The following is a 22,627-nucleotide window of genomic DNA, read 5'->3' as shown; positions in this document are numbered from 1 at the left end:
CGGCCGGATCCTGGCGATACCGTGGACCCGTGACCTCGCCGAGCCCCGCAGTGCCCGCCCCCGAGTCGGGCGCCGCCCTGCCGACCGACCGGCACGACCGTCGCGACCCGCTCGCGCGGTTCCGCTCCTGGACCCGCGGCGTGCTGCTCGCGAACGTCATCGGGCAGATCCTCATCATCGGCACCGGCGGCGCCGTGCGGCTCACCGACTCCGGGCTCGGCTGCTCGAGCTGGCCGAACTGCGAGCCCGGCGAGTTCACGCCGGCGTTCCACCAGGCCTCGTCCATCCACCCCTACATCGAGTTCGGGAACCGCACGCTGGCGTTCCTGCTCGCGATCGTCGGGCTCATGGTCCTCGTGCTCGTGGCCACCGACCGCAGCCGGACGCGGTCGTTCCGCGCCCTGGGCGTGGTGCCCCTGGCGGGCGTCGTCGCGCAGGCGGTCATCGGCGGCGTCGTGGTGCTGCTGCACCTGCACCCGGGCTGGGTCTCGCTGCACTTCGGCGTCTCGGCGGCGCTCGTGTGGTTCAGCGCCTACCTGCTGCACCGGCACGGCGAGGGCGACGGCGGTCCCGTGCGGGTCGGGGGGCGGGCCGTCTCCGTGGTCGGCACGGTCCTCGGCGTCCTGCTCGTCCCGATCGTCACCCTCGGGGTGCTCGTCACCGGCTCCGGCCCGCACTCCGGCGACACCTCCGTGGGCTACCGCCTCGCCCTCGACCCCCTGACGGTCACCAAGGCGCACTCCGGCTCCGTCTGGCTGTTCACGATCACGCTCGTCGTGCTGCTGGTGCTGCTGCACCGCGCGGCGGCCGGTCCCGGCGTGCCGGCCGCACGGAAGGGCGCGTGGCTGCTGCTCGCCGTCACGATGGCCCAGGGGCTCATCGGCTACGTGCAGTACTTCACCGGCCTGCCCGAGCTGCTGGTCGGCATCCACCTGGTGGGTGCGGGCTGCCTCACCTGGGCCACCGCGAACGCCGTCCTGCGCCTGCGCACCCGCTCCTGAGCCGCGCGCGGCCCGGTTCCGGCGGGGCGCCGCGCTACGGTGCTGGCGTGCGCATCGAGGTCGAGGGCCGCCCCGCGACGGCCGAGCAGGTCGCGTCCACCGACGGCCACTTCACCGCCATGCAGGTCCGCGGCGGCGGGGTGCAGGGCCTGGAGCACCACCTGCTCCGGCTGGACGCCGCCCACCGCGAGATCTTCGACGCGCCGCTCGACGGCGACCGGGTCATCGGTCTGGTGCGGCACGCGCTCGACGGCCGTGCGGACGCGTCGGTGCGCGTCGTGCTGCGCGACGCCGAGCACGTCGCCGTCCAGGTCGCCGGCCCCCGCCTCCCGCCCGGCACGCCCCAGCGCCTGCGGGCCGTGCCGTACCTGCGCCCCTTCGCGCACCTCAAGCACCTCGGCGGCTTCGCGCAGGCGCAGTGGGCCCGGCAGGTCCGCCGCGAGGGGTTCGACGACGCCCTGCTGACCGGCCCCGACGGCGCCGTGGCCGAGTCGTCGATCGCGAACGTCGGGTTCCTCGAGGCCGACGGCGGCGTCGTCTGGCCGACCGCGCCGCACCTGCGAGGCACGGGCCTCGCGCTCGTCGAGGCCGCCACGCCCTCCTGGGCCCACCCCGTGCACCTGCGCGACGTGCCCGGCTTCGCAGGGGCCTTCCTCGTCAACTCCATCGGGATCGTCGCCGTCGCGTCCGTCGACGGGACCCCGCTGCCCGACGCCGCGGGACGCGTCGCGGAGATCAGGGCCGCGCTGTCCGCCCTCCCCTGGGACGCCGTCTGACCCTCGCCGGGCCGCGGCGCTGACGGCGTCGCGCGAGGCCGTGACAGCGCCGTGACAGCGGCCTGCGAGCGCCGCCGCGCACGGTGGTGCCATGACCACCACCGCGATCGAGGCCGAGGGCCTCGTCAAGATCTTCGGCGACAACCGCGCCGTGGACGGGGTCGACCTCACGGTCGCCACCGGCACGGTCTACGGGGTGCTCGGCCCGAACGGGGCCGGGAAGACCACCACGATCCGCATGCTGGCGACCCTCCTGCGCCCCGACGCCGGGCGGGCCTCCGTCTTCGGCCACGACGTGGCGCGCGAGCCGTTCGTCGTGCGGCAGCTCATCGGCGTGACGGGGCAGTACGCCTCGGTCGACGAGACGCTCAGCGCCACGGAGAACCTGCTCCTCTTCTGCCGCCTCAACGGGCTCAAGGGCGCCGCCGCGGCGCGCCGCACCCGCGACCTGCTCGAGGAGTTCAACCTCACCGACGCCGCCGCGCGCCCCCTGAAGAACTTCTCCGGCGGCATGCGCCGACGGCTCGACCTCGCGGCCAGCCTCATCGCGCAGCCGCCGCTGCTCTTCCTGGACGAGCCCACCACGGGCCTCGACCCGCGCACGCGCGCCCAGATGTGGGAGACCATCCGCCGTCTCGTCGCGACGGGCTCCACGGTGCTGCTCACCACGCAGTACCTCGACGAGGCCGACCAGCTCGCGGACCGCATCGCGGTCATCGACCGCGGGCGGGTCGTCGCGGAGGGCACCGGCGACGAGCTCAAGTCGTCCGTGGGCGAGCAGTCGCTGCAGCTCACGCTCGTGCGCCCCGAGGACGCCCCCGTCGCCCTCGAGGCCGTACGGGACGTGCTCGGCGTGCCGGCCACGCCGTCGCCCGAGGCCCGTCGTCTCACGGTGCCCGTCGCCGACCCGGCCCGCGTCACCGACCTCCTGGTCCGTCTCCGCGGCGCCGGGATCGACATCGACGGCCTGTCGATGGACAAGCCCACGCTCGACGAGGTGTTCCTGACCCTGACCGGCCACGGCGCGACCGAGGCCGACGCCCCTGAGGAGATCTCCGCATGACCACGCTCACCACCGCCCCCGCGGCGCCGCCGGCGTCGGGCGGGCGCATCGTCCCCGGCGCCGAGCGCACCCTGCGCAACCGCGTCACCGTCGGCCAGGCCGTGTCCGACTCGCTCGCGATGGCCCGGCGCGGCCTCATCAAGATCCGCCGCACGCCCGAGCAGCTCATCGACGTCACGGTGCAGCCGATCATCTTCACGCTGATGTTCACCTACATCTTCGGCGGGGCGATCTCCGGCAGCATCGCGGCCTATCTGCCCGTGATCATCCCGGGCATCCTCGTGCAGACCGTCATCACGGCCTCCGCGGTCACCGGCACCCAGCTGCGCGAGGACATGGACAAGGGCGTGTTCGACCGGTTCCGGTCGCTGCCCATCGCCCGCATCGCGCCCCTCGCCGGCGCCCTGGTCGCGGACCTGGTCCGCTACCTCATCGCCACGACCCTGACGATCGTCATGGGCCTGGTCATGGGCTGGCGCCCGGGCGGCGGCGTCGGCGGCGTGCTGCTCGCCGGCCTGCTGGTGATCGTCTGCGCCTGGTCCCTGAGCTGGATCTTCGCGTTCTTCGGCGTCATCGGCCGGTCCGCGTCGTCCGTGCAGGGCATCTCGTTCCTGGTGCTCTTCCCGCTGACGTTCCTGTCCAACGCGTTCGTCCCCGTGGACACGATGCCCGGCTGGCTGCAGGGCTTCGTCAACGTCAACCCGGTGTCGCACCTGGTGACGGCCGTGCGTGACCTCGCCAGCACCGGCAGCGTCACGGGCCAGGTCGGCATCGCGCTGCTCAGCTGCGCCGTCGTCGTGGCGATCTTCGCCCCGCTCGCCGTGCGGAGCTACATGAAGAAGGCCTGACCGGGGCCGCCGGCCCCCGGCTCGGCGTCGTGCTCCTGGGCCGCCTCGTCCGCGAGGCGGCCCAGGAGCACGTCCGCGCGCGGCACCAGACCGTCGCGGTCGAGCTCGGCCGCCCGGCGCTCCGCGTCCCGCAGGAGGTCGGCGCCGCCCGCCGTGCCGGACACCGCCTCCCGGACGGCTTCCCAGAGCGACGACAGGCGGAGCGCCGGCACGTCCTGCCGCCCGCCGAGGCGGCCCGCGAGGGCCAGCAGCTCCACCCCCGCGGACACGCGCTCGCGGGACTCCCCGGCCCCCGCCGGGCCCGCGCCCATGCAGCCCCAGTAGGCGACGCCGATCGCCGACATCGCGAGCACCGGGCGGTCGACGAACCCGCGGCCGGCGCCGCGGGCCCCGCGCCCGACCTCGACGATCCGGCGCACCAGCCCGGCGTCGCCGTCCCTTGCCTGCACGCGCCGCACGAGCGCGGCCGAGGCGGCCATGAGGAACCAGGGGGCACCGTCGGGGCCGGGCCGCCCCCCGCCGAGGGCGTCCACGGAGCGCGCGAGGTGCTCGAGGGCGACCGCCCGCTCCCCGCGGAGCCAGGCGAGCTCGCCGCGCCCCAGCTCGAGCACGGTCCACGCCTCGACCGCCTGGGAGCCCTGGGCCTCCGCGGTCGCCGCCGCCATCGCGGTCATCGCCCGCTCGGCGGTCTCGACGTCGCCCAGGGTGAGCGACGCGCACAGCTCGATCCACCACGTCTGGCGCAGCATCTCCCCGGCGCCGAGCGCCCCGACGCCGTCGCGGGCGACCGCGAGCCACCGCAGCGCCGCGGCCGCGTCGCCCTCCTCGGCGACGAACGACGCGACCACCATCGCGGACATCGCCGTAGCGGCCGGGTCACCGACGGCGCGTGCCACCTCGTGCGCGGCGGTGGCGTGCTCCACGGCGCGGGCCAGCTCGCCGTCGTTCTCCTGCAGCTGCGCCTCGAACATGTGGGCGATGAGCGCGGTGTAGCCGTCGTCGGACCCCTGCAGCCGCAGGAGCACCTCGTGGAGCTCCTCCGGCGTGCGCGCCAGCACCACGGCGGACAGCGCCCGGGTGCGGGCGCCCACCGCGCCGCTGGTGCGCAGGAGCCGGCGCAGGCGGCCGAGGGGGCGCGCCGCCTGCCCGGGGACGCCGAAGACCGACGCCCCCGCGATCACCTCGAGCGTGATCGCGGTCGCGTCCGCGTGCTCGTCGGGGACCTCCCAGCCCCGCAGCGACTCCAGCGCCGCGGGCGTGAGCCCGATGACGCGCTCCTCCGCGCCGCGGGAGGCCCAGCTGCCGAGCAGCGCGACGAAGCCGTGGACGACGACGTCCGGGCGCCCGCGCTCGATCGCGCGGCGCACCGCGTACACGAGGTTCTCCTGCTCGCGCCCGAGCTCCGCGACGGCGAGGTGCTGGTCCGGGGACAGCACGCGCGCGGCGCAGCGGCGCGCGACGGCGGTGGCCCAGCCGAGCACGGCGTCCTCGGCCGAGCGCTCCTCGTGCGCGGCCGCCAGCCTCAGCAGCCCGAACTCCCGCACGGTCTCGACCATGCGGTACCGGCTGGCGCCGTCCGCCTCCTCGACCCGCACGAGGGACTGCAGCACGAGGGCGTCGACGTCGTCGTCCACCTGCCAGCCGGGCACGTCGGGCAGGAGGGCACGGGCCGCCTCCGCCGAGAACCCGTCCGGGAGGACGGCGGCGCGCCGCCACAGCGCCTGCTGGCCCGCGGTGAGCAGGTTCCAGCTCCAGTCGAGCACCGCCTCCAGCGTGCGGTGCCGGTCCGGGACGGAGCGGTCGCGTACCCGCAGCAGGGCGAACCGCTCGTCGAGCCGGGCGTCCACCTCCGCGACGCTCAGGGTGCGCACCCGCGCCGCCGCCAGCTCGATCGCCAGGGGCAGGCCGTCCAGCCGCTCGCACAGGTGCGCGACGGCCGCCCGGTCGAGCAGGGCGTCGGGGCGCACGGCCCGGGCCCGCTCGACGAACAGGCGGACGGCGGGGCCGTCGTCGTCGCCGTCGGGCGCGGAGCCGAGGGGGGCCGGCGCGTACGTCGCCTCCTGGTCCAGGAGCAGCGGGGTCCGGCTCGTGGCGAGCACCCGCAGCCCCGGCGCGACCGCCAGCAGCGCGCCGGCCCATCGCGCCGCGCCCTCCACGACGTGCTCGCAGTTGTCGAGCACGACCAGGGCCTCGGCGTCGCGCAGGCGCGTGGTCACCTGGGTGGCGAGGTCGCCCGCCTGGAGCCGGTCGGCCAGGCGCACGGAGCCGACCCCCGGAGCGACGCCCAGGGCGTCCGCGAGCGCCAGGACCACGTCGTCGTCGCTCCGCACGCCCACGAGCTCGACGACGACCACGACCGGGGTGCGCCCCAGCGTCCGCCGGGCGACCTCCTGCGCGAGCCGGGTCTTGCCGAGCCCGCCCGGGCCGAGGACCGTGACGAGGCGGGAGACGGTCAGGGCGTCGAGGAGCGCGGCGACGTCCGGCTCGCGACCGAGCAGCGGCGTCGGGTACGTGCGCAGGCCCCGCGCCGTGCCGCCGCCGTGCGCGCCCCCGGCGTCCGTTGCGCCCGCGCCGGTGGCCGGCGCCAGGGGCGGCGAGGGCGGGGCCGCCGGCGCGTCCGCACCGACCGGGCGCGCGACGGGGTGCGCCGGCTCCCCGACCTCCGCGGCGAGCCGCTCGTACAGGGCGACCGTGGCCGGGCCGGGCTCGCTGCCCAGCTCGCGCACCAGCACGGACCGCAGCCGCGTGAAGACCCGCAGCGCCTCGCCCGGCCGCCCGAGGCCGCCGAGCGCCGCCATGAGCGCGCGGGCGGCGTCCTCGTCGGTGGGGTCGGCGGCGACGTCGGCGCCGGCGAGCTCGGCGACGAGACCGTGCTCCCCCGCGGCCTCGGCCGCGTCGCGGCGCACGGTGCGCAGCTCGTCGCGGCGACGCCGGGCCACGGCGGCGAGCTCCACGGCGACCGCCGCGAACTCGCCGCCCTCCAGGTCGACGCCGGGCGTGCCCGACCACAGCGCCAGGGCACCCTCGGCGGTGCGGGCGGCGACGCGCGGGTCGCCGGAGACGAGCTCGCGGCGCGCGGCCGTGAGGCCCTCGCGCGCCAGGTCGAGATCGGTCGTCACGCCCAGGGCGTACCCCGCCTCCGTGGCCCGCACGACGCCCCGCCCCGCCACGGCCCGCAGCCGCGAGACGAGGTTCTGCAGGGCCGCCCGCGGGTCGGCGGGCAGGGACTCCTGCCACAGCCGGTCGACGAGGACGGACGACGAGACGCCGCGCGGACCCGCGAGGGCGAGGAGCACGACCAGCGCGGAGGCACGGGTCCCGCGCGGCGCGCGGTCCTCCCCCCCGGGCCCGGCCACCCGGACCGGGCCCAGCACCCGCACCGCGGGCGCGCCCGCCGGCGCCGACGATCGGTCGGTACCGGGCTCGGGGAGGGAGGCGTCACGCACGCCTGTGGAGCCTACCGGCAGCTCAGGCGCGCGGCCGGGCAGGCCAGGGCGCGTCCGTCGGCCGCAGGGACGACCAGCCGCCCGCGCGGCTCGCCGCGGCGGCCAGGATCCCGACCACCGTCGACGGGTTGTGCAGGCTGCCGTCCAGCGCCCGCGCGACGGCCTCGTCGAGGGGCACCCAGCGCAGCTCCATGCCGGCCTCCTCGCCGGTGCGCACGTGCCGGTCCGTCTCGGCCACCGGCGCGATGCCGCGGGCGAGGAAGATCCGCACCGCCTCGTCGCTGCTGCCCGGCGTCGTCGCGTAGTCGGCGAGCACCGCCCACCGCTCGGCGGTGACGGCGGCCTCCTCGGCCAGCTCCCGCGCCGCCGCGTCGACGGCGGGCTCGCCGTCGACGTCGAGCAGGCCGGCCGGCACCTCCCACATGAACGACCGCACGGGGTGTCGGTACTGGCGCTCCAGCAGGACCCGCTCCTGCTCGTCGAGCGCCACGATCGCCACGGCGCCGGGGTGCTGGACGTACTCGCGCGTCACCACGCCGGCGTCCCCGAGGTCGACCTCGTCGCGGACGAGGTCGATGATCCGGCCCCGCTGCAGCACGTCGTGCCGCAGGACGGGGCGGGGCGCGATCTCGTCGGCGAGCGGCGTGCCAGCCACGTCTGGGGCGTCGCTCACGCCTGGTTGCCCTGGCGCTCGAGGGCCGCCGCGACGAGCCCCTTGAACAGCGGGTGCGAGCGCGTCGGGCGCGACTTGAACTCGGGGTGCGCCTGCGTGCTCACGTAGTACGGGTGCACGTCGGCGGGCAGCTCGACGAACTCGACGAGCTTCTCGTCGGGCGACGTGCCGGAGAACACCAGGCCGGCCTCCTCGAGCTGCGCCCGGTACGCGTTGTTCACCTCGTAGCGGTGGCGGTGGCGCTCCGACACCCGCTCGCTGCCGTAGGCCTTCGCCACGACCGAGCCGGCGCCCAGGTGCGCGTCGTACGCGCCGAGGCGCATGGTGCCGCCCAGGTCGCCCGCGCCGTCGACGATCGCGAGCTGCTCCGCCATCGTCGCGATGACGGGGTGCGTGCTCTGCGGGTCGAACTCGGTGGACGACGCGTCCTCGAGCTCCAGCACGTTGCGCGCGTACTCGATGACCATGGACTGCAGGCCGAGGCAGATGCCCAGGGTCGGCACCAGGTTCTCGCGGGCCCAGCGCAGCGCGCCGACCTTGCCGTCGATGCCGCGCACGCCGAAGCCGCCCGGCACGAGCACGCCGTCGACGCCGTCCAGCGAGTCCTGCGCGCCCTCGGGGGTGCGGCAGTCGTCCGCGGCCACCCAGCGGATCGCGACCTTGGTGTCGTTGTCGAAGCCGCCGGCGCGCAGCGCCTCGGTGACCGACAGGTACGCGTCGGGCAGGTCGATGTACTTGCCGACGAGGGCGATCTCGACGTTGTGCTCCGGCTCGTGGACGCGCTCGAGCAGGTGGGTCCAGCCGTCCCAGTCGACGTCGTGGAACGGCAGGTCGAGGCGGCGCACGACGTACGCGTCGAGGCCCTCGGAGTGGATCACGCGCGGGATGTCGTAGATGCTCGGCGCGTCGGCGCAGTTGATGACGGCCTCGTTGTCGACGTCGCACATGAGGGCGATCTTGCGCTTGATGCCGTCGGGCACCACCCGGTCCGAGCGGAGCACGATGGCGTCCGGCTGGATGCCGATGGAGCGCAGCGCGGCCACCGAGTGCTGGGTCGGCTTCGTCTTGAGCTCGCCGGACGGGCCGATGTACGGCACCAGCGAGACGTGCAGGAAGAAGCAGTCGTCGCGGCCCAGCTCGTGCCGCACCTGGCGGGCGGCCTCGAGGAACGGCTGCGACTCGATGTCGCCGACGGTGCCGCCGATCTCGGTGATGATGACGTCGACGTCGGGGCCCGCCTGGTCGCGCATGCGGGACTTGATCTCGTCGGTGATGTGCGGGATCACCTGGACGGTGTCGCCGAGGTACTCGCCGCGGCGCTCCTTGGCGATGACGCGGGAGTAGACCTGGCCGGTCGTGACGTTCGACGAGGCGGGCAGCTCGACGTCGAGGAAGCGCTCGTAGTGGCCGATGTCGAGGTCCGTCTCGGCACCGTCCTCGGTGACGAAGACCTCGCCGTGCTGGAACGGGTTCATCGTGCCCGGGTCCACGTTGAGGTACGGGTCGAGCTTCTGCATGGTGACGCGCAGGCCCCGCGAGCGCAGCAGGCGCCCGAGCGAGGAGGCGGTGAGTCCCTTGCCGAGCGACGAGGCCACACCGCCCGTCACGAAGATGTGCCGCGTCTGGTGCGTGGCACCCGTGCGGCTGGAGGAGCGGGGCTGGAGTCTGTTCGCGGTGTCGGCCACGGAACTCCATCCTAACAGTGGGTCGGACGGCGGCACGCGGGTCGCGCGGTGCGTCGCGTCACTCCGTCACGTCACTCCTCGGTGGCGCCGCGCCCCCGGCCCGCGATCCCCGTGACCGCGGACCTGTCCGCGAGCACGAAGCCGCCCACGACGACCCCTCCCCCGACCAGCGCGGCGAGCAGCCCCACGCCGAGCGCCGGGAGGATCCTGGCGTCCGCCGGGAGCAGCGCGCCCGACACCAGCGACCCCGCCCAGGCGCCGACCGAGGTCGCGACGACGAGCACCGTCAGGGTCCGCGGGATGCCCCGCAGGGCCTCGCGCCCCGCGAACCGGCCCACCGCGGCGAGCAGCCCCGCCCCGGCGACCGTCATGCCCAGCGCCGTGGCCAGGCCGAGCTGGGTGAGCACGCCCACCTGGTCACGGACCCCCGTCGCGGCGGGCAGCGCGAAGGCCGCCCCCGCCACGACCAGCCAGCCGGCCGCGGTCACCACGACCGCCACGCGCTGGCGGTCGATCGCGTACAGGGCGCGCGACAGGTGCAGGATCAGCGCGAAGCCGACGATCCCCGGCGCCATCCACGCGACGGCGTCGCCGAGCCCCGCCACCGACCCGTGCGCGATGCGGGCGAACACCGCCTCGACGGCGTCCGACGCCGCCACGAGCGCCGCGACGCCGAGCCCCGACACCACGAGCAGCGTCCGGGTGGTCGTGGCCAGCAGGCCCCGGAACCGGTCGTGGCGCCCGTGCGCCACGTGCTCCGCGAGCCGCGGGAACGCGCTCGTCGCGAGCGGGAACGCCAGCACGGCGTAGGGCAGCAGGTAGACCTGCTGGGCGAACGTGTACGTCGGGAACGTCTGCAACGGCCCGAACTGCAGCGCCGCTCCCATCACCGCGAGCACGGACAGCTGCTGCGCCACGAGGGCGCCGACGCCGGCCAGCGCCAGGTTGCGGGCGCGGACGCCCTCGCCGCCGGGAAAGCGGAGCGTGGGCCGCAACCGCGTGCCCGTCCGCCGCACGGGCAGCACGAGGGGCAGCGCGAGCACGGCGACGCCCGCCGTCGTGCCCCAGCCCAGCCAGCCGATCGCGGCGGTGGAGAGCGCCTCGACGTCGTCCCGGTTCTCGCCCGTCATGGCGACGAAGACGAGGTACACGACGATGACCGCCACGCTGGACAGCAGCGGCGCGAACGCCTGCCAGAAGAACCGCTTGTGCGCCTGCAGGATGCCGCCGAGCACCACCGCGAGCCCGTACAGCGGCACCTGGAGCGCGAACGTCCGCACGAACGTGGCCGTGACGTCCACGAGCTCCGGGTGCTGGGTCATGAGGAGCCCCGCGATCGGGCCCGCCAGCAGGGCGAGCAGGGCCCCGAGCGGCACCAGGACGGCCAGCGTCCACCCGAGCATCGCCGAGGCCACGCCGGAGGTCTCGCGCGCCGAGCGGCGGGCGATCGGGCCCGCGAGCAGCGGCACCACGGCCCCCGCGAGGGCGCCGCCGGCGGCGACCTCGAAGAGCACGTTGGGCAGCAGGTTCGCCGCGCTGTAGGCGGGGCCCACGCCCTCGGTGCCCACCGCCCACGACAGCACCAGCGACCGGGCGAACCCCACCAGCCGGCTCGCCACCGTCACGACGGTGATCATCACGGCGGCACCCGCGAGCGTCTGGGTCGCCGCCCGCAGCCCGCCCGGCCGCGACGTCATGCGGTCACTCCTCCGAGGGCGCGTCCTGGCGGCGCCCCCACGCGTCGGCGCGGCGCAGCCAGGGGGTCGTCGAGATCACGGCCGAGAAGCTCACGCGCTCGGAGGCGAGCGTCAGCCCCACGACGGAGGCCAGCGCCGCGAGGCGCACAGCGCGCGGGGCGCCGAACGCCCACTGCGCGCCGACCAGCGCGCCGAGCGCGTTGGCGCCGCCGTCGCCGAGCATGTCGCGCTCCTCGAGGTCGCCCGGTGCGGCGACGGCCGCGGCCCCGAGGACGACGCCCGTCGCCGCCCCCGCGCCGCCGCAGGCGACGGGCAGGCTCAGCGCGGCCGAGGCCTTGAGGGCGCGCCCGGGGCGCAGGTCGAGCAGGTTGAGGAGGTTGGCCGTGCCGGCGATCAGCGCGCCGTTGACGGCGACGTCCACGAGGTGACCCGCCGCGCCACCACGCCGGCGGGTGCCGACCGCGGCACCGGCCAGCGCCGTGGCGCCGATGCCGAGCACCTTGAGCCCACCCGTGGTGAGGCGGCCGTCGGCGAGCGCGCCCAGGTGCCCGCGCAGGCCCTTGACCCGGGTGCTGGTGTCCTCGGCGAGGTCGTCCACGAGGCCGAAGGCGGCGGCACCGGCCGTGGCCACGGCCGCGCCGGCCCGCTCGCGCCCGCCGCCCGCGGCGAGCGTGCCCGCCACGAGCCCCGCGGCCACCGCGGGGCCCTCGAGCATGCTGATCGGCTCGCCCCGATGGTTGGTGCGGGTCCAGCGGGCGGAGCCGCCCGGGGGGTCCGTCTCGAGCGCGCGACGGACGAGCGCCGTCCCGGCCGCCGCCACCGCCGCGCCGCGCAGCAGCGCCCCGAGCCTCGTGGCCATCAGCCGTCCGCCTGCGTCTCGCCGTTCTCGACCGCCGGCGGGAGGACGGTCGCGCCGTCCTCGAAGCCGTACTGGTCGACGGTGCCGGCCTCCTGCGCCGCGATCGCGAGCGGCACGACGACCTGCCCGGTCGTCTGCTCGATCCCGCTCACGGTGCTCACCAGGCCGGACAGCGTGTCGTCGGCGCGGACGGTGGCCACGAGGTCGCCGTCCTTCGTCGTCGGCCCCGCGACGACCGACGTGCCGGCCACCTCGGCGGACGTGCCCGCGAGGGCCGCGAGCGCGCCCATGCCGGTCTGCTTCGGGTCGGCGTCCGTCGTCTGGGCGTCCTCGTCGGTCGCCGTGCCGCCGCCCGACAGCAGCAGGATCGCGTCGGCCGGCGCGCTCGGCTCCGCGACCTGCTCCACGAGGCCCACCTGCTGCAGCAGGTGCTGCTGCTCCAGCGCGGCGTCGGAGAAGGTGCCCGCGTCCGGCGCGGCGTCGGTCAGCGCGACCGCGAGCGACGCGGCCAGCAGCTCCGCCGTACCGGAGTCCTCGTCGATGGCGCCGTCGACGGCGTCGGCCGGCAGCTTCGCGCGCAGCCCGTCCGCGACGGTCTCCCGCATGGTCAGCTCGTCCGCGGAGGTCCAGGACGCGGCGAGGCGCTCCTGCGCGACGACGGTGCCGTCGGCCGCCTCGAGCTGGTCGAGCACCGCCTTGCGGCTCGCGTCGCTCACCTCGTCCACCTCGACGATGGCCACGTTCTTGCCCTCGAGCGAGCCCGCGACGAGCTGGTCGCCCGCGCTGTCGATGAACCGCTGCTGCTCCTCGGCCGTCGTGCGTGCCTCGCCGAGGTCCTCCCTCAGCGTGTTGCGCTCGGTGCGCAGCGCGTCGACCTGCTCGGTGAGCTGGTCCCCGAGCGTGCCCTGGAGCGGGCCGGCGCCGAGGATGATGCCCACGGCGAGGGCGAGGAAGACGGAGATCAGCGAGACGAGGTGATACCTGAAGTCGATCACGGTCGGCAGAGGTTCCTTCGATGGGGGTCGGGACGGGCGGGCTGCGGCGGGGTGCGGGAGGGCGTCACCCGCCGAAGAGGCTACCCACCCACGAGACGAGGTCGTCGATCCGGGCACCGATGAGCCCGAAGAGCGTCTGTCCGGCGGCCGTGGACCAGAGCGCCGCGACGACGGCGGCGACGCCCGCCAGGGACAGCAGCGTGAGCTGCAGGTTCGAGATCCGGGTGCGGTACAGGCGGGACACGCCCTTGGCGTCGACCAGCTTGCCGCCCACCCGCAGACGGGTGAGGAACGTGCTGGCCATGCCCGCACGGCCCTTGTCGAGGAACTCCACCAGGGTGGCGTGCGTGCCGACGGCGACGATGAGCTCGGCGCCCTTGTCGTCGGCGAGCAGCATGGCGATGTCCTCGCTCGTGCCGGTCGCGGGGAAGACGACGGGCTCCACGCCCAGCGACTCGACCCGGTCGAGCCCCGGCGCCGTGCCGTCGCGGTAGGCGTGCACCACGATCTCCGCGCCGGACGACAGCGCCCGGTCGGACACCGAGTCCATGTCGCCCACGATCATGTCGGGCTTCCAGCCGGCGTCGATGATCGCGTCGGCGCCGCCGTCGACGCCGACCAGCACCGGCCGGTTCTCCGCGATGTAGGACCGCAGCATCGCCAGGTCCTCGCGGTAGTGGTACCCGCGCACCACGATGAGCACGTGGCGGCCGTCGAACTGCGTGCGCACGTCCGGCACGCCGACGCCGTCGAGCAGCAGGTCCCGCTCGCGCCGCAGGTAGGTCATCGTGTTCTCGGCGAAGTGCTCGATCTCGTCCGAGAGGCCCTCGCGCGCGGCGGCCATGTCGGTCTCGACGGTCTCGCGCGTCTGCCGGACCCCGTCGGCCACCGTCGTGCCGTCGACGCGCACGGTGCCGCCGTCGATGACGACCGACGCGCCCTCGGGCAGCGCCATGACGGCCGGGCCCAGGTCGTCGACCAGCGTGATGCCGGCCTCGATCAGGATCCCCGGCCCCGCGTTCGGGTACCGGCCCGACGTCGAGCGCGCGGCGTTCAGCACCGCCGCCGGGCCGACGGACACCAGGGCGTCGGCGGCCACGCGGTCGATGTCGACGTGGTCGATGACCGCCACGTCGCCGGGCTTCAGCCGCTTGGTGAGGTCCTTCGTGCGCGTGCCGACCCGGGCGGGTCCGGTCACGTCGGGGCCGCCGTCGCCGGCGTCAGGGGCGCGCTCGGACTTGCGCAGGATCATTCTCATCGCCCCTATCGTCCCACGGTGGACGACTCGAGAAGCTCGACCGCGTGCTGGCGGGCGGTCGCCGACTCGTCCTGGCCCGACAGCATCCGCGCCAGCTCGCGCACGCGATCGTCGTCCGTGACCTCGCGCACGCCCGTCACGGTGACGCCGCCGTCCGGGTCCCCGTCGCCGGCGGCGCCGCCCTCGGCGCTCGACTTCGTCACCACGAGGTGCGAGTCCGCGAAGGCGGCGACCTGGGCGAGGTGCGTCACGACCACCACCTGCGTGCTGCGGGCGAGGGTCGCCAGCCGGCGACCGACCTCGACCGCGGCGCGGCCGCCCACGCCCGCGTCGACCTCGTCGAAGACGAACGTCGGCAGCGGGGCCGCGGCCCGCACGCCCGACGCCGCCTCGAGGCGGGCCGTGGCGAGCGCCACCTCGACGGCCAGCATCACGCGGGACAGCTCGCCGCCGGACGCGCCCTTGCCGAGCGGGCGGGCCGGGGCGCCGGGGTGCGGCTCGAGGAGGAAGGTCACCTGGTCGGCGCCCCACGGCCCGGGCTCGTCGGCCTCCGCGACGTCGACCACGAGCCGGGCGCCCTTCATGGCGAGCCCCGCCAGCTCCGCCGTGACGGCGGCCGCGAGCGCCTCGGCGGCGGTCCGGCGGCCGGCCGTCAGCCGCTCCCCTGCGGCCGCGAGGTCGCCGTCGAGCTCCACCGTGCGCTCGCGCATGGAGGCCAGGCGCTCGCCGCCGTCGTCCAGGTCGAGCAGTCGCAGGCCGGCGTCGCTCGCCCACTGCAGCACGGCGTCGACGGTCTCCCCGTAGCTGCGCGTCAGGGTGGTGAGCTCCGCGAGGCGGGCGTGCGCGGTCTCGAGCCCGGCGGGGTCGGCCTGGAGGTCGTTGACGTAGGCCGACAGGTCGGTCGCGACGTCCGCGAGCAGGTAGCCCGCCTCCGCCAGGCGGGTCGCGTGCACGCCGAGCGCCGGGTCGTCTCCCGCGACCCCGTCGAGGGCGCGCCGCGCCCGCTCGACCGCCTCCACGGCGCTGCCCGCGGTCTCGACGTCGTCGCCCGCGACGGCGTCGTGCGCCTCTTGCGCGGCGACCCGCAGCTGTTCGGCGTTGCCGAGCCGGCCGACGAGGGCCGTGAGCTCGGCGTCCTCGCCGGGGCGCGGGTCCACCCGCTCGACCTCGGCCAGGCCCAGGCGCAGCAGCTCGGCCTCGCGCGCCCGCTCGGCGCCGCGCGCGGTCAGCTCGGCGATCTCGGCCAGCAGGCCGGCGCGCTCGGTCCACGCCCCGCGGTACGCGTCGAGCAGGTCCTGGTGCTCCGGACCGGCGAAGGAGTCCAGGGCCTCGCGCTGCTTCGCGGCGGTGCGCAGCCGCAGCTGGTCGGCCTGCCCGTGCACCGTGACCAGCTCGTCGGCGATCTCGGCGAGCACCGCCTGCGGCACGCCACGTCCGCCCAGGTGCGCGCGCGAGCGGCCCGCGGCCGCGACGGTCCGCAGCACGACGACGGTGCCGTCCTCGTCGACCTCCCCGCCCGCCTCGTCGACGCGCGCCGCCACGTCGGGGTGGGCCGCGACCCGCAGCCGCCCCTCGACGACGGCGCCGTCGGCACCGGGCCGCACCGCGGCGGCGTCGGCCTTGCCGCCCATGAGCAGGCCGAGTCCCGTGAGCACCATGGTCTTGCCGGCCCCGGTCTCGCCGGTGATGACGGTCAGCCCGTCCGCCAGCGGTACCCGGGCGGCGCGGATCACGCCCAGGTTCTCGATCGCGATCTCCTCGAGCACCTACGCCTCCTTCTCGTGCTCGGCCCCGCCCTCGGCCGGAGCGTCCTGCTCCGGGAGGGCGGGCGCCCGGTGGTCCGGCCGGTTCGCCGCCAGCTCCCGCCAGCCGACCACCGGCAGCGAGAACTTCGACACCAGCCGGTCCGTGAACGGCGCCGGCGACAGCCGCGCGAACCGCAGCGGCAGCGCGCCCCGGCGCACCTCGACCCACGACCCGACCGGCAGGTCGACGCGCCGCCGGCCGTCGCAGGTCAGCACCGCGGGCACCGGGCTGCGCTCGAGCACCTTCACCGTGTACGTGGACCGCGGGCCGATGACGAGCGGGCGCGCGAACAGCGCGTGCGCGGACAGCGGCACCAGGAGCACGCCGTCGACCTCGGGCCACATCACGGGCCCGCCCGCCGAGAACGCGTGCGCCGTCGAGCCGGTCGCCGTGGACATCACCACGCCGTCGCAGCCGAACGACGACAGCGGCCGCCCGTCGACGGCGATCCCGACCTCGACCATGCGTTCGCGGCGCGCCTTCTCCACCGTGGCCTCGTTGAGCGCCCAGCCGGTGCGGGGCGTGTCCTCGCCCGGCAGGTGGACCGCGACGTCGACCACCGCGCGCTCCTCGACCTCGTAGTCGCGCGCGGCGAGACGCCGGACGGCGTGCCGCAGGTCGTCGCGCTCGCTCTCGGCGAGGAACCCCACGTGCCCCAGGTTGACGCCGAGCAGCGGGACGCCCGTGCCGTGCGTCAGCTCCGCGGCGCGCAGGATCGTCCCGTCGCCGCCGAGGACCATCACGGCCTCGGAGTCCGTGACGCCCTCGCGCGCGCGGGCGGCGGCCATGTGGTCGCCGAAGGACTCGGCGAGGTCGTCGTCGTGCAGGGCGACCTCGAAGCCCGCCTCGGTGAGCTCGCGCACGGCCTCGGAGAGCGCCGCCACGGCCTCCGGGCGGCCCCCGTGGGTGACGATGAGGACTCGGCGGCTCACTGTGCTCCTCCGATCGGCAGGACGGGTGGGACGGACGGCGGCGCGTCGGGGGCGCCGGGGTGCCAGGCGACGGCGGCCTCCACGGCCGCGGCCGCTGCCGCGGGGCCAGGGCCGCCGGGCCGGGGGCCCGCGCGGTCAGGACCCGTGGCCGGCCGCAACCAGCAGAAGTACTCGCGGTTGCCGCTCGGGCCGGGCAGCGGGCTCGGCACCACCGCGCGCGCCTCGAGGCCGTGCTCGGCCGCGGACCGCACGACGGCGCCCACGGCCTCGGCGTGCAGGCGACCGTCGCGGACGACTCCCCCGCTGCCCAGGCGCTCCCGGCCGACCTCGAACTGCGGCTTGACCAGCAGCAGCACGTGCGACGCGGGGCCGAGGACCGCGGCGAGCGGGCCGAGCACCAGCGTGAGCGAGATGAAGGAGAGGTCGCCGACGACCACGTCCGGGGCCCGCTCGAGGTCCGTCGGGGTGAGGTCGCGCAGGTTGAACCCCTCGATCACCGTGACGCGCGGGTCGGCGCGCAGCGCCGGGACCAGCTGGTCGTGCCCGACGTCGAGCGCCACGACGTGCCGGGCGCCGCGGCGCAGGAGGACGTCGGTGAACCCGCCGGTCGACGCCCCGACGTCGAGGCACCACCCGCCGTCGACGGCGGCCGGCAGCGCGCGGCCGGCAGGGTCCGCGGCGAGCGCGTCCAGGGCGCCGGCCAGCTTGCCGCCGGCGCGAGAGGCGTAGCCCGGGTCGGCCGGGTCCGGGTCGACGGTGACGAGCGCGCTCGCGGGCACCGGTGTCGAGGCCTTGGTGACCGTGTGACCCTCGAGCCGCACGCGCCCCGCGCCGATCAGCTCGACGGCCTGTCGGCGGGACCGGGCCAGGCCGCGCCGGACGAGCTCCGTGTCCGTACGGGCCTCCGGTGTCACCGCGCCGGTCCCGGGTGAGGGTCGGTGCCGTCCCGCTCCCCCGGCTCCGGCTCGCCGTCCAGGCGTGCGCGCAGGGCGTCATGGACCCGGGCGAACCTCTCCACGTGCTCGCCCACCGGGACCTCGTCGAGGCCGTCCAGGCCCGCGAGCGGTCCGGCGCCTCCCGCCGTCGTGGCTGCGACGTCGGTCGTGCGGGCGCCGTCGCCGACGGGCTGCCCGGCACCGCGAGGCGGTCCGGGGACGGCGCCTCCAGGCGTCACGGGGTCCTGCGTCATCGTCCCTCCTGCCGCTCGCGCGTCGTGGTCTCGTCGCCGGCACCCTGGCCGGGTCACGCGGACCGCCGGTCCGTGCGCGGCTGATCGTGCGGGACGACGCCGCGGCCCGAGGTCCGGGTCCACGCTACCCGCTGACGTCCACGTCCCGTGCCACGACCCACAGCTCCGACCAGGTCCGTCGCCGGGGCCCGCCGGTCCGGACGCCCGCGGCCCGCTCACCCCGCCCGGGGCCGTCGAGGTGCGGGCGGGCCGCCCGGCGGACCTGCGACGCGAGCGCCGTGTCAGGCCTGCAGCTCCGGCACGGTGGCCGGGTCCACGGCGCTCCCGCGGTCCGCGGCCTCCCACGCGGCGGCGCAGGCCGCGCGGATCACGTCGATGCCACGGGGCCCCGAGCCGTCCAGCTCGAGCCGGGCCCCGGCGACCCGTGCGGCGCGGCCGCCGCACGTCCACCAGCCCTCCGCGCCGCGCTGCGGCGCCGGGTGCGGCTCCAGCAGCGCGCGCAGGTCGCCGCCCAGGTAGTCCGGGCGCAGGCCGGCGTCGGCCAGCACCGCGTCGCGCGCCGTCGACACCCCGGTCAGCACGTGCAGGCCGGGGTACCCGCCGGAGCGCGCGCCCGCGAGGTCCGTGTCGAGCCGGTCGCCGATCACCAGGGGTCGCTCCGCGCCCGCGCGGTCGACGGCGAGGCGGTACATCGTCGGGGACGGCTTCCCCGCGCTGTCCGGCTGCACGCCCGTGGCCGCGACGACGGCGCCCACGAGCGCGCCGTTCCCGGGAGCGAACCCGCGCGCGGTCGGCAGCGAGAGGTCGAGGTTGCTCGCCACGTGCCACGCGCCGCCCGCGACGGCGTACGCCGCCTCGGCCAGGTCCTCCCAGGCCAGCCCGGGCGCATAGCCCTGCGCCACGGCCTCGGGTGCGTCGTCCGCGGAGTCGACGATCGTCAGCCCCGCCCGCTCGACGGCGGTCCGCAGGCCCGCGCCGCCGACGACGAGCACACGCGCGCCCGGCGCGAGCCGGGTACGCAGCAGCGCGGCGCACGCCTGCGCCGCCGTCATGACCTCGTCCGCGGCCGTGGGGATGTCCAGCCCGGTGAGCTGGCCCGCCACCTCCTCGGGCTCGCGCGACGCGTTGTTCGTGACGAACACGAGCCGCAGCCCCGCCCCGCGCGCCGAGGTCAGGCTCGCCGAGGCGTGCGGGATGGGCAGGTGCCCCCGGTAGGCCACGCCGTCGAGGTCGACGAGCGCCAGGTCGTACGCCGAGGTCAGGGGGACGTCGCTGCCGGCGAGCGTCGCCGTCATCCCTTCTCCCCGGACACCTCGTCGTCCGGCGTGGGCGGCGCCGCCTCCGTACCGTCGGCGACCTCCTCGACCGCATCTCCTGCCGCGTCGTCGGTCAGGTCCTCGGCGAGGACCTCCGCCGCGACCTCGTCGACGCCGTCGGGCACCTGGTCGCCCTCGTCCGCGCCGAGCACGTCCGCGTCGAGCCCAGCGGCGTCGAGCGCGGCCACGTCGGCCGCGTCGGCCGCGTCCTCCGCGTCGGCCGCCTCGTCCGCGGACCCGACCTCGTCGTCCCGCTCGCCGACCGTGTCCTCGAGGGCGTCGTCGACGCCGTCCGCGAGCTCGGACTCGCCGTCGCCGTCATCGTCGTCGAGGACGTCCTCGACGACGTCGTCGGCACTCTCGACGTCGTCCTCGTCCTCGGCGTCCTCGTCATACGTGTCGTAGACGACGACGTCGTCGAGCTCCTCCGCCACGCCGGAGACACGCTCCAGCTCCGCGGGATCGACACCGGCGAGGAGGGTGGCGGCCTCGTCCGCACGGCCGGCCGCCTCGAGCGCAGCCGCACGGGCCTGCAGCACCCGCAGGCCCAGGTCGCCCTTCCTCTCGGCGGCGGGGATCCGCTCGAGCACGGCCAGCGCGGCGTCGTGCTCCCCCAGGTCGCTGCGGGCGCCGCTCGCCACGATGGCGAGCTCGGTCCGGCCGTCGGCGTCGAGCGTCCGGGCCTCGTCGCTCGTGGCCAGGGCCAGCGCACGCTCGGGTCGCCCGAGCCCCCGCTCGGCGTCGGCCATGAGCGGCAGGTGCTCCGAGGACCCGTTCAGCCGACGCACGGTGCGCAGCTCACGCAGCGCCTCCGCGAACCGCCCCGTGCGGTACGCCGCGATGCCTGCGGCCTCACGCACCACGTCCACGCGCCCGCCGCGGCGGACCGCTGCCTGAGCGTGCTCGTAGGCCAGCTCGGGGTCGACGTCGAGGAGCCGCCCCGCCATCACCAGGTGCAGGCCGACCCGCTCCGCGTTCTCCTTGGTCAGCCCGCGCAGGCGGCCGCGCACGTCCTTCCCGAGCTGGCTCATCGTCGCGTCCTCGGCGATCTCCGGCTCGACGACCCGAGGGCGGCGCTCCGCCGCGGCGGACGGGCGGTCGCCCTGCCGCGCCGCGCCGCCGGCCCCGGAGGGACGGCGTCCCTGGCCGGACCCGCCATGACGGCCCCCCGCCGCGGGTCCGCGCGACGTGTCGCCCCGGTAGCCCTGGCGAGCGCCGTCACGAGAGTCGCGTCCGTCCCGTCGGTCGTCCGTGCGCTCGCGGTACTCCGAACGCCCGCGGTGCTCGCCGGACTGGTCGCGCCCCTGGCGCGGGCCCGCGCCGCGACCGTCCCGCGGCCCCTGGCCGCGGGACCCACGGTCGTCACGACCCGCCCGTGCGCCCCCGGAGGGACGGGTCCCGCCCCCGCGGTGCTCGCGCTCGTCACGGCCACGATCGTCGCGGCCCTCGCCGCGCGGCTGGTACCCGCTGTCCCGGCGGTCCTGACCCTCGCCGGCACGCCCACGAGCGGGACGGTCGTCCCGCGACCAGCCCCCACTGCGGTCCCCGTGGTCGCCCTGCGAACGAGTCCCCGACGGACGGTCGCGCCGGTCGTCGCGCGACCAGCTGTCACGGCGGTCCCTCGAGCCGGACGGCGAACGCCCACCCGGGGCGCCGCCACGGCGGGCGTCGTCCGACCAGCCCTCACGGCGGTCCCTGGAGTCGCCCGCCTGCGCACGTCCGCGGGTCGACCGGTCGCCCCGGTCGTCGCGCGACCAGCTCTCGCGGCGGTCCCGGGAGTCGGGCTGCGAGCGGGGACCGGCCGGGCGGTCGCGCCGGTCGTCACGCGACCAGCCGTCACGCCGGTCGCGGCGGTCGGACGACTGGCCCTCGCCACGGGACGCGCTGTCGCGCCGGGTCGGGTCGCCGTACCGGCCGGAACCGCCAGGTCGCGAACCCGTACGCTCGCCGTCACGGCGACGGTCGGGCCGCTCCTGTCGGTCGGGCCCCGACCAGCGTTCACGTCCCTCGGTGCCGCCCCGCGTGCCGCGGTCAGAGGGCGCGCGGCCCTGGCCCCGGGCGCGGTCGCCCGCGCCGCTGCCGCCGCGCGCCGCGCCCCCGCGTCCGGAGTCGGACGAGCGCGCGCCACGCCCTCCGTCACGCGCAGCCCCGCGAGGGCTCCCGCCACGGGGGGACGACGAGCGACCGCCAGCACCGCCCTTGTTCTCGTCCCGCGGTGAATCGTTCACGCTATTCCTTCCAGACGCCGACACGAGCCGTATTCTCCCACGCCACGCCCCCTCACGAACGGCTCAGGGGCCCCGGCACCGTGTGACAGGTGGCACGCCTCGTCGTGCAGCGAGCGACCTCGCCCACCGCCCCCTCCGGACCGCTGCACGACCCGCACGGCTTCGAACGTCGCCCGCCCCTGCACCCCCACCACGACACCACCACGAACGGCGTCGAGCCAGTGCTCCCGCCCCGCCCACGGCCCTGCACCGACGCCATCGACACCGGCTGCACTGCGCGAGGGGCGCACCACACGAGGGGGCACACCACGCGTGGGGCGCACCACGCGTGGGGCGCACCACACGTGGGGGCGCACCGCGCGCCGGCCGACCGGTCGGGTGACCCTCCAGAAGCTCAGCGGATCGTCCGCGCGAAGCCGCGCGGAGCCGCCGCGCGTGAAGCCTGAGCGCACGGCGCCGGTCTCGACGGCACGAGCTCCCGCCAGGCCGACCTCGGGCGGCGCGGGCGCAGGCGCCCGAGGCAGCTCCCGGTCGACGGGCAGGGACAGGCAAGGGACCCCACCCGCACGTCGACGTGCTCCCGTCCTGACCGCGTCAGCGACGGTGGCCCCGCCCCCACGATGGCGTCCTCGACAGGCCCGCCACGTGCTCGTCGTGCTCGGCTCCGGCCCGTGCCCTCGATCGCTGCGATGCAGGCCCTGCCGTGCTGACGTGGTCGTCGCGCAGCGTGGCGGAATGCCGCGGCCGTGGCCTCGACAACGTTCGGGGTATGCGAAAGGCCCACCCCCTGGGGGGTGGGCCTTTCGTGAATGGGTGTCCGGCGGCGTCCTACTCTCCCACCCCCTCTCGAGGGCA

General features: G+C 76.6%; 17 protein-coding genes. 4 read left to right on the top strand and 13 right to left on the bottom strand.

The genetic code is table 11. From position 1 onward, the window contains the following. Positions 1-29 precede the first annotated feature (29 nt). From ACFU5J_RS06215 to ACFU5J_RS06200, 4 genes are all read left to right on the top strand, one after another. On the top strand, positions 30-1,001 hold the full coding sequence (locus tag ACFU5J_RS06215) for a heme A synthase (protein WP_430578140.1): 972 nt from the start codon (positions 30-32) through the stop codon (positions 999-1,001). Positions 1,002-1,048: 47 nt separating this feature from the next. Next, entirely contained in the window at positions 1,049-1,777 is a 729-nt protein-coding gene (locus tag ACFU5J_RS06210; RefSeq protein WP_430575398.1) for an aminotransferase class IV, read from the top strand. Positions 1,778-1,868: 91 nt separating this feature from the next. Beyond that, positions 1,869-2,840, top strand: coding sequence for an ATP-binding cassette domain-containing protein (locus ACFU5J_RS06205; RefSeq protein WP_430578139.1), 972 nt, complete (start codon positions 1,869-1,871; stop codon positions 2,838-2,840). After that, positions 2,837-3,688 carry an ABC transporter permease gene (locus tag ACFU5J_RS06200; RefSeq protein WP_430578138.1) on the top strand — a complete coding sequence of 284 codons (852 nt, stop codon included), beginning with the start codon at positions 2,837-2,839 and terminating at the stop codon, positions 3,686-3,688. Before ACFU5J_RS06205 ends, ACFU5J_RS06200 begins: the two co-directional genes overlap by 4 nt. Here the strand turns inward: ACFU5J_RS06200 and ACFU5J_RS06195 are convergent. From ACFU5J_RS06195 to ACFU5J_RS06135, 13 genes are all read right to left on the bottom strand, one after another. Continuing rightward, positions 3,670-7,134 carry a BTAD domain-containing putative transcriptional regulator gene (locus tag ACFU5J_RS06195; protein ID WP_430578137.1) on the bottom strand — a complete coding sequence of 1,155 codons (3,465 nt, stop codon included), beginning with the start codon at positions 7,132-7,134 and terminating at the stop codon, positions 3,670-3,672. The genes ACFU5J_RS06200 and ACFU5J_RS06195 overlap by 19 nt on opposite strands. Before the next feature lie 22 nt (positions 7,135-7,156). Continuing rightward, on the bottom strand, positions 7,157-7,807 hold the full coding sequence (locus tag ACFU5J_RS06190; protein ID WP_430578136.1) for an NUDIX domain-containing protein: 651 nt from the start codon (positions 7,805-7,807) through the stop codon (positions 7,157-7,159). Further along, positions 7,804-9,492 carry a CTP synthase gene (locus ACFU5J_RS06185; protein ID WP_430578135.1) on the bottom strand — a complete coding sequence of 563 codons (1,689 nt, stop codon included), beginning with the start codon at positions 9,490-9,492 and terminating at the stop codon, positions 7,804-7,806. Before ACFU5J_RS06185 ends, ACFU5J_RS06190 begins: the two co-directional genes overlap by 4 nt. Before the next feature lie 71 nt (positions 9,493-9,563). Next, the gene (gene murJ, locus ACFU5J_RS06180) at positions 9,564-11,189 is read right to left on the bottom strand and encodes a murein biosynthesis integral membrane protein MurJ (protein ID WP_430575392.1); all 1,626 of its coding nucleotides are present in this window, start codon (positions 11,187-11,189) and stop codon (positions 9,564-9,566) included. A gap of 4 nt (positions 11,190-11,193) precedes the next feature. Continuing rightward, positions 11,194-12,048 (bottom strand): hypothetical protein, encoded by an 855-nt coding sequence (locus tag ACFU5J_RS06175; RefSeq protein WP_430578134.1) that lies wholly within the window; start codon positions 12,046-12,048, stop codon positions 11,194-11,196. Beyond that, positions 12,048-13,043 carry a copper transporter gene (locus ACFU5J_RS06170; RefSeq protein WP_430575390.1) on the bottom strand — a complete coding sequence of 332 codons (996 nt, stop codon included), beginning with the start codon at positions 13,041-13,043 and terminating at the stop codon, positions 12,048-12,050. The genes ACFU5J_RS06175 and ACFU5J_RS06170 overlap by 1 nt, the downstream gene beginning before the upstream one ends. A gap of 64 nt (positions 13,044-13,107) precedes the next feature. Further along, complete coding sequence (gene steA / locus ACFU5J_RS06165; protein ID WP_430575389.1) at positions 13,108-14,301, bottom strand: putative cytokinetic ring protein SteA; 1,194 nt, start codon at positions 14,299-14,301, stop codon at positions 13,108-13,110. 5 nt (positions 14,302-14,306) lie between these two features. After that, positions 14,307-16,067: a DNA repair protein RecN gene (gene recN, locus ACFU5J_RS06160; protein WP_430578133.1), complete on the bottom strand. Its 1,761-nt coding sequence runs from the start codon at positions 16,065-16,067 to the stop codon at positions 14,307-14,309. Further along, on the bottom strand, positions 16,068-17,039 hold the full coding sequence (locus tag ACFU5J_RS06155; RefSeq protein WP_430575387.1) for an NAD kinase: 972 nt from the start codon (positions 17,037-17,039) through the stop codon (positions 16,068-16,070). After that, a complete protein-coding gene (locus ACFU5J_RS06150) occupies positions 17,036-17,953 on the bottom strand; it encodes a TlyA family RNA methyltransferase (RefSeq protein WP_430578132.1) in 918 nt (305 codons plus the stop codon). Before ACFU5J_RS06150 ends, ACFU5J_RS06155 begins: the two co-directional genes overlap by 4 nt. Next, a complete protein-coding gene (locus tag ACFU5J_RS06145) occupies positions 17,950-18,228 on the bottom strand; it encodes a hypothetical protein (RefSeq protein ID WP_430578131.1) in 279 nt (92 codons plus the stop codon). The genes ACFU5J_RS06150 and ACFU5J_RS06145 overlap by 4 nt, the downstream gene beginning before the upstream one ends. Positions 18,229-18,509: 281 nt before the next feature. Continuing rightward, entirely contained in the window at positions 18,510-19,523 is a 1,014-nt protein-coding gene (locus ACFU5J_RS06140) for an HAD-IIA family hydrolase (RefSeq protein WP_430578130.1), read from the bottom strand. Next, entirely contained in the window at positions 19,520-20,575 is a 1,056-nt protein-coding gene (locus tag ACFU5J_RS06135) for a hypothetical protein (RefSeq protein WP_430578129.1), read from the bottom strand. The genes ACFU5J_RS06140 and ACFU5J_RS06135 overlap by 4 nt, the downstream gene beginning before the upstream one ends. Positions 20,576-22,627 lie beyond the last annotated feature (2,052 nt).

It is taken from the genome of Isoptericola sp. NPDC057559 (genome assembly GCF_042801555.1).
Classification (GTDB): domain Bacteria; phylum Actinomycetota; class Actinomycetes; order Actinomycetales; family Cellulomonadaceae; genus Isoptericola.
This window is presented reverse-complemented; position numbering and strand designations above follow the sequence as displayed.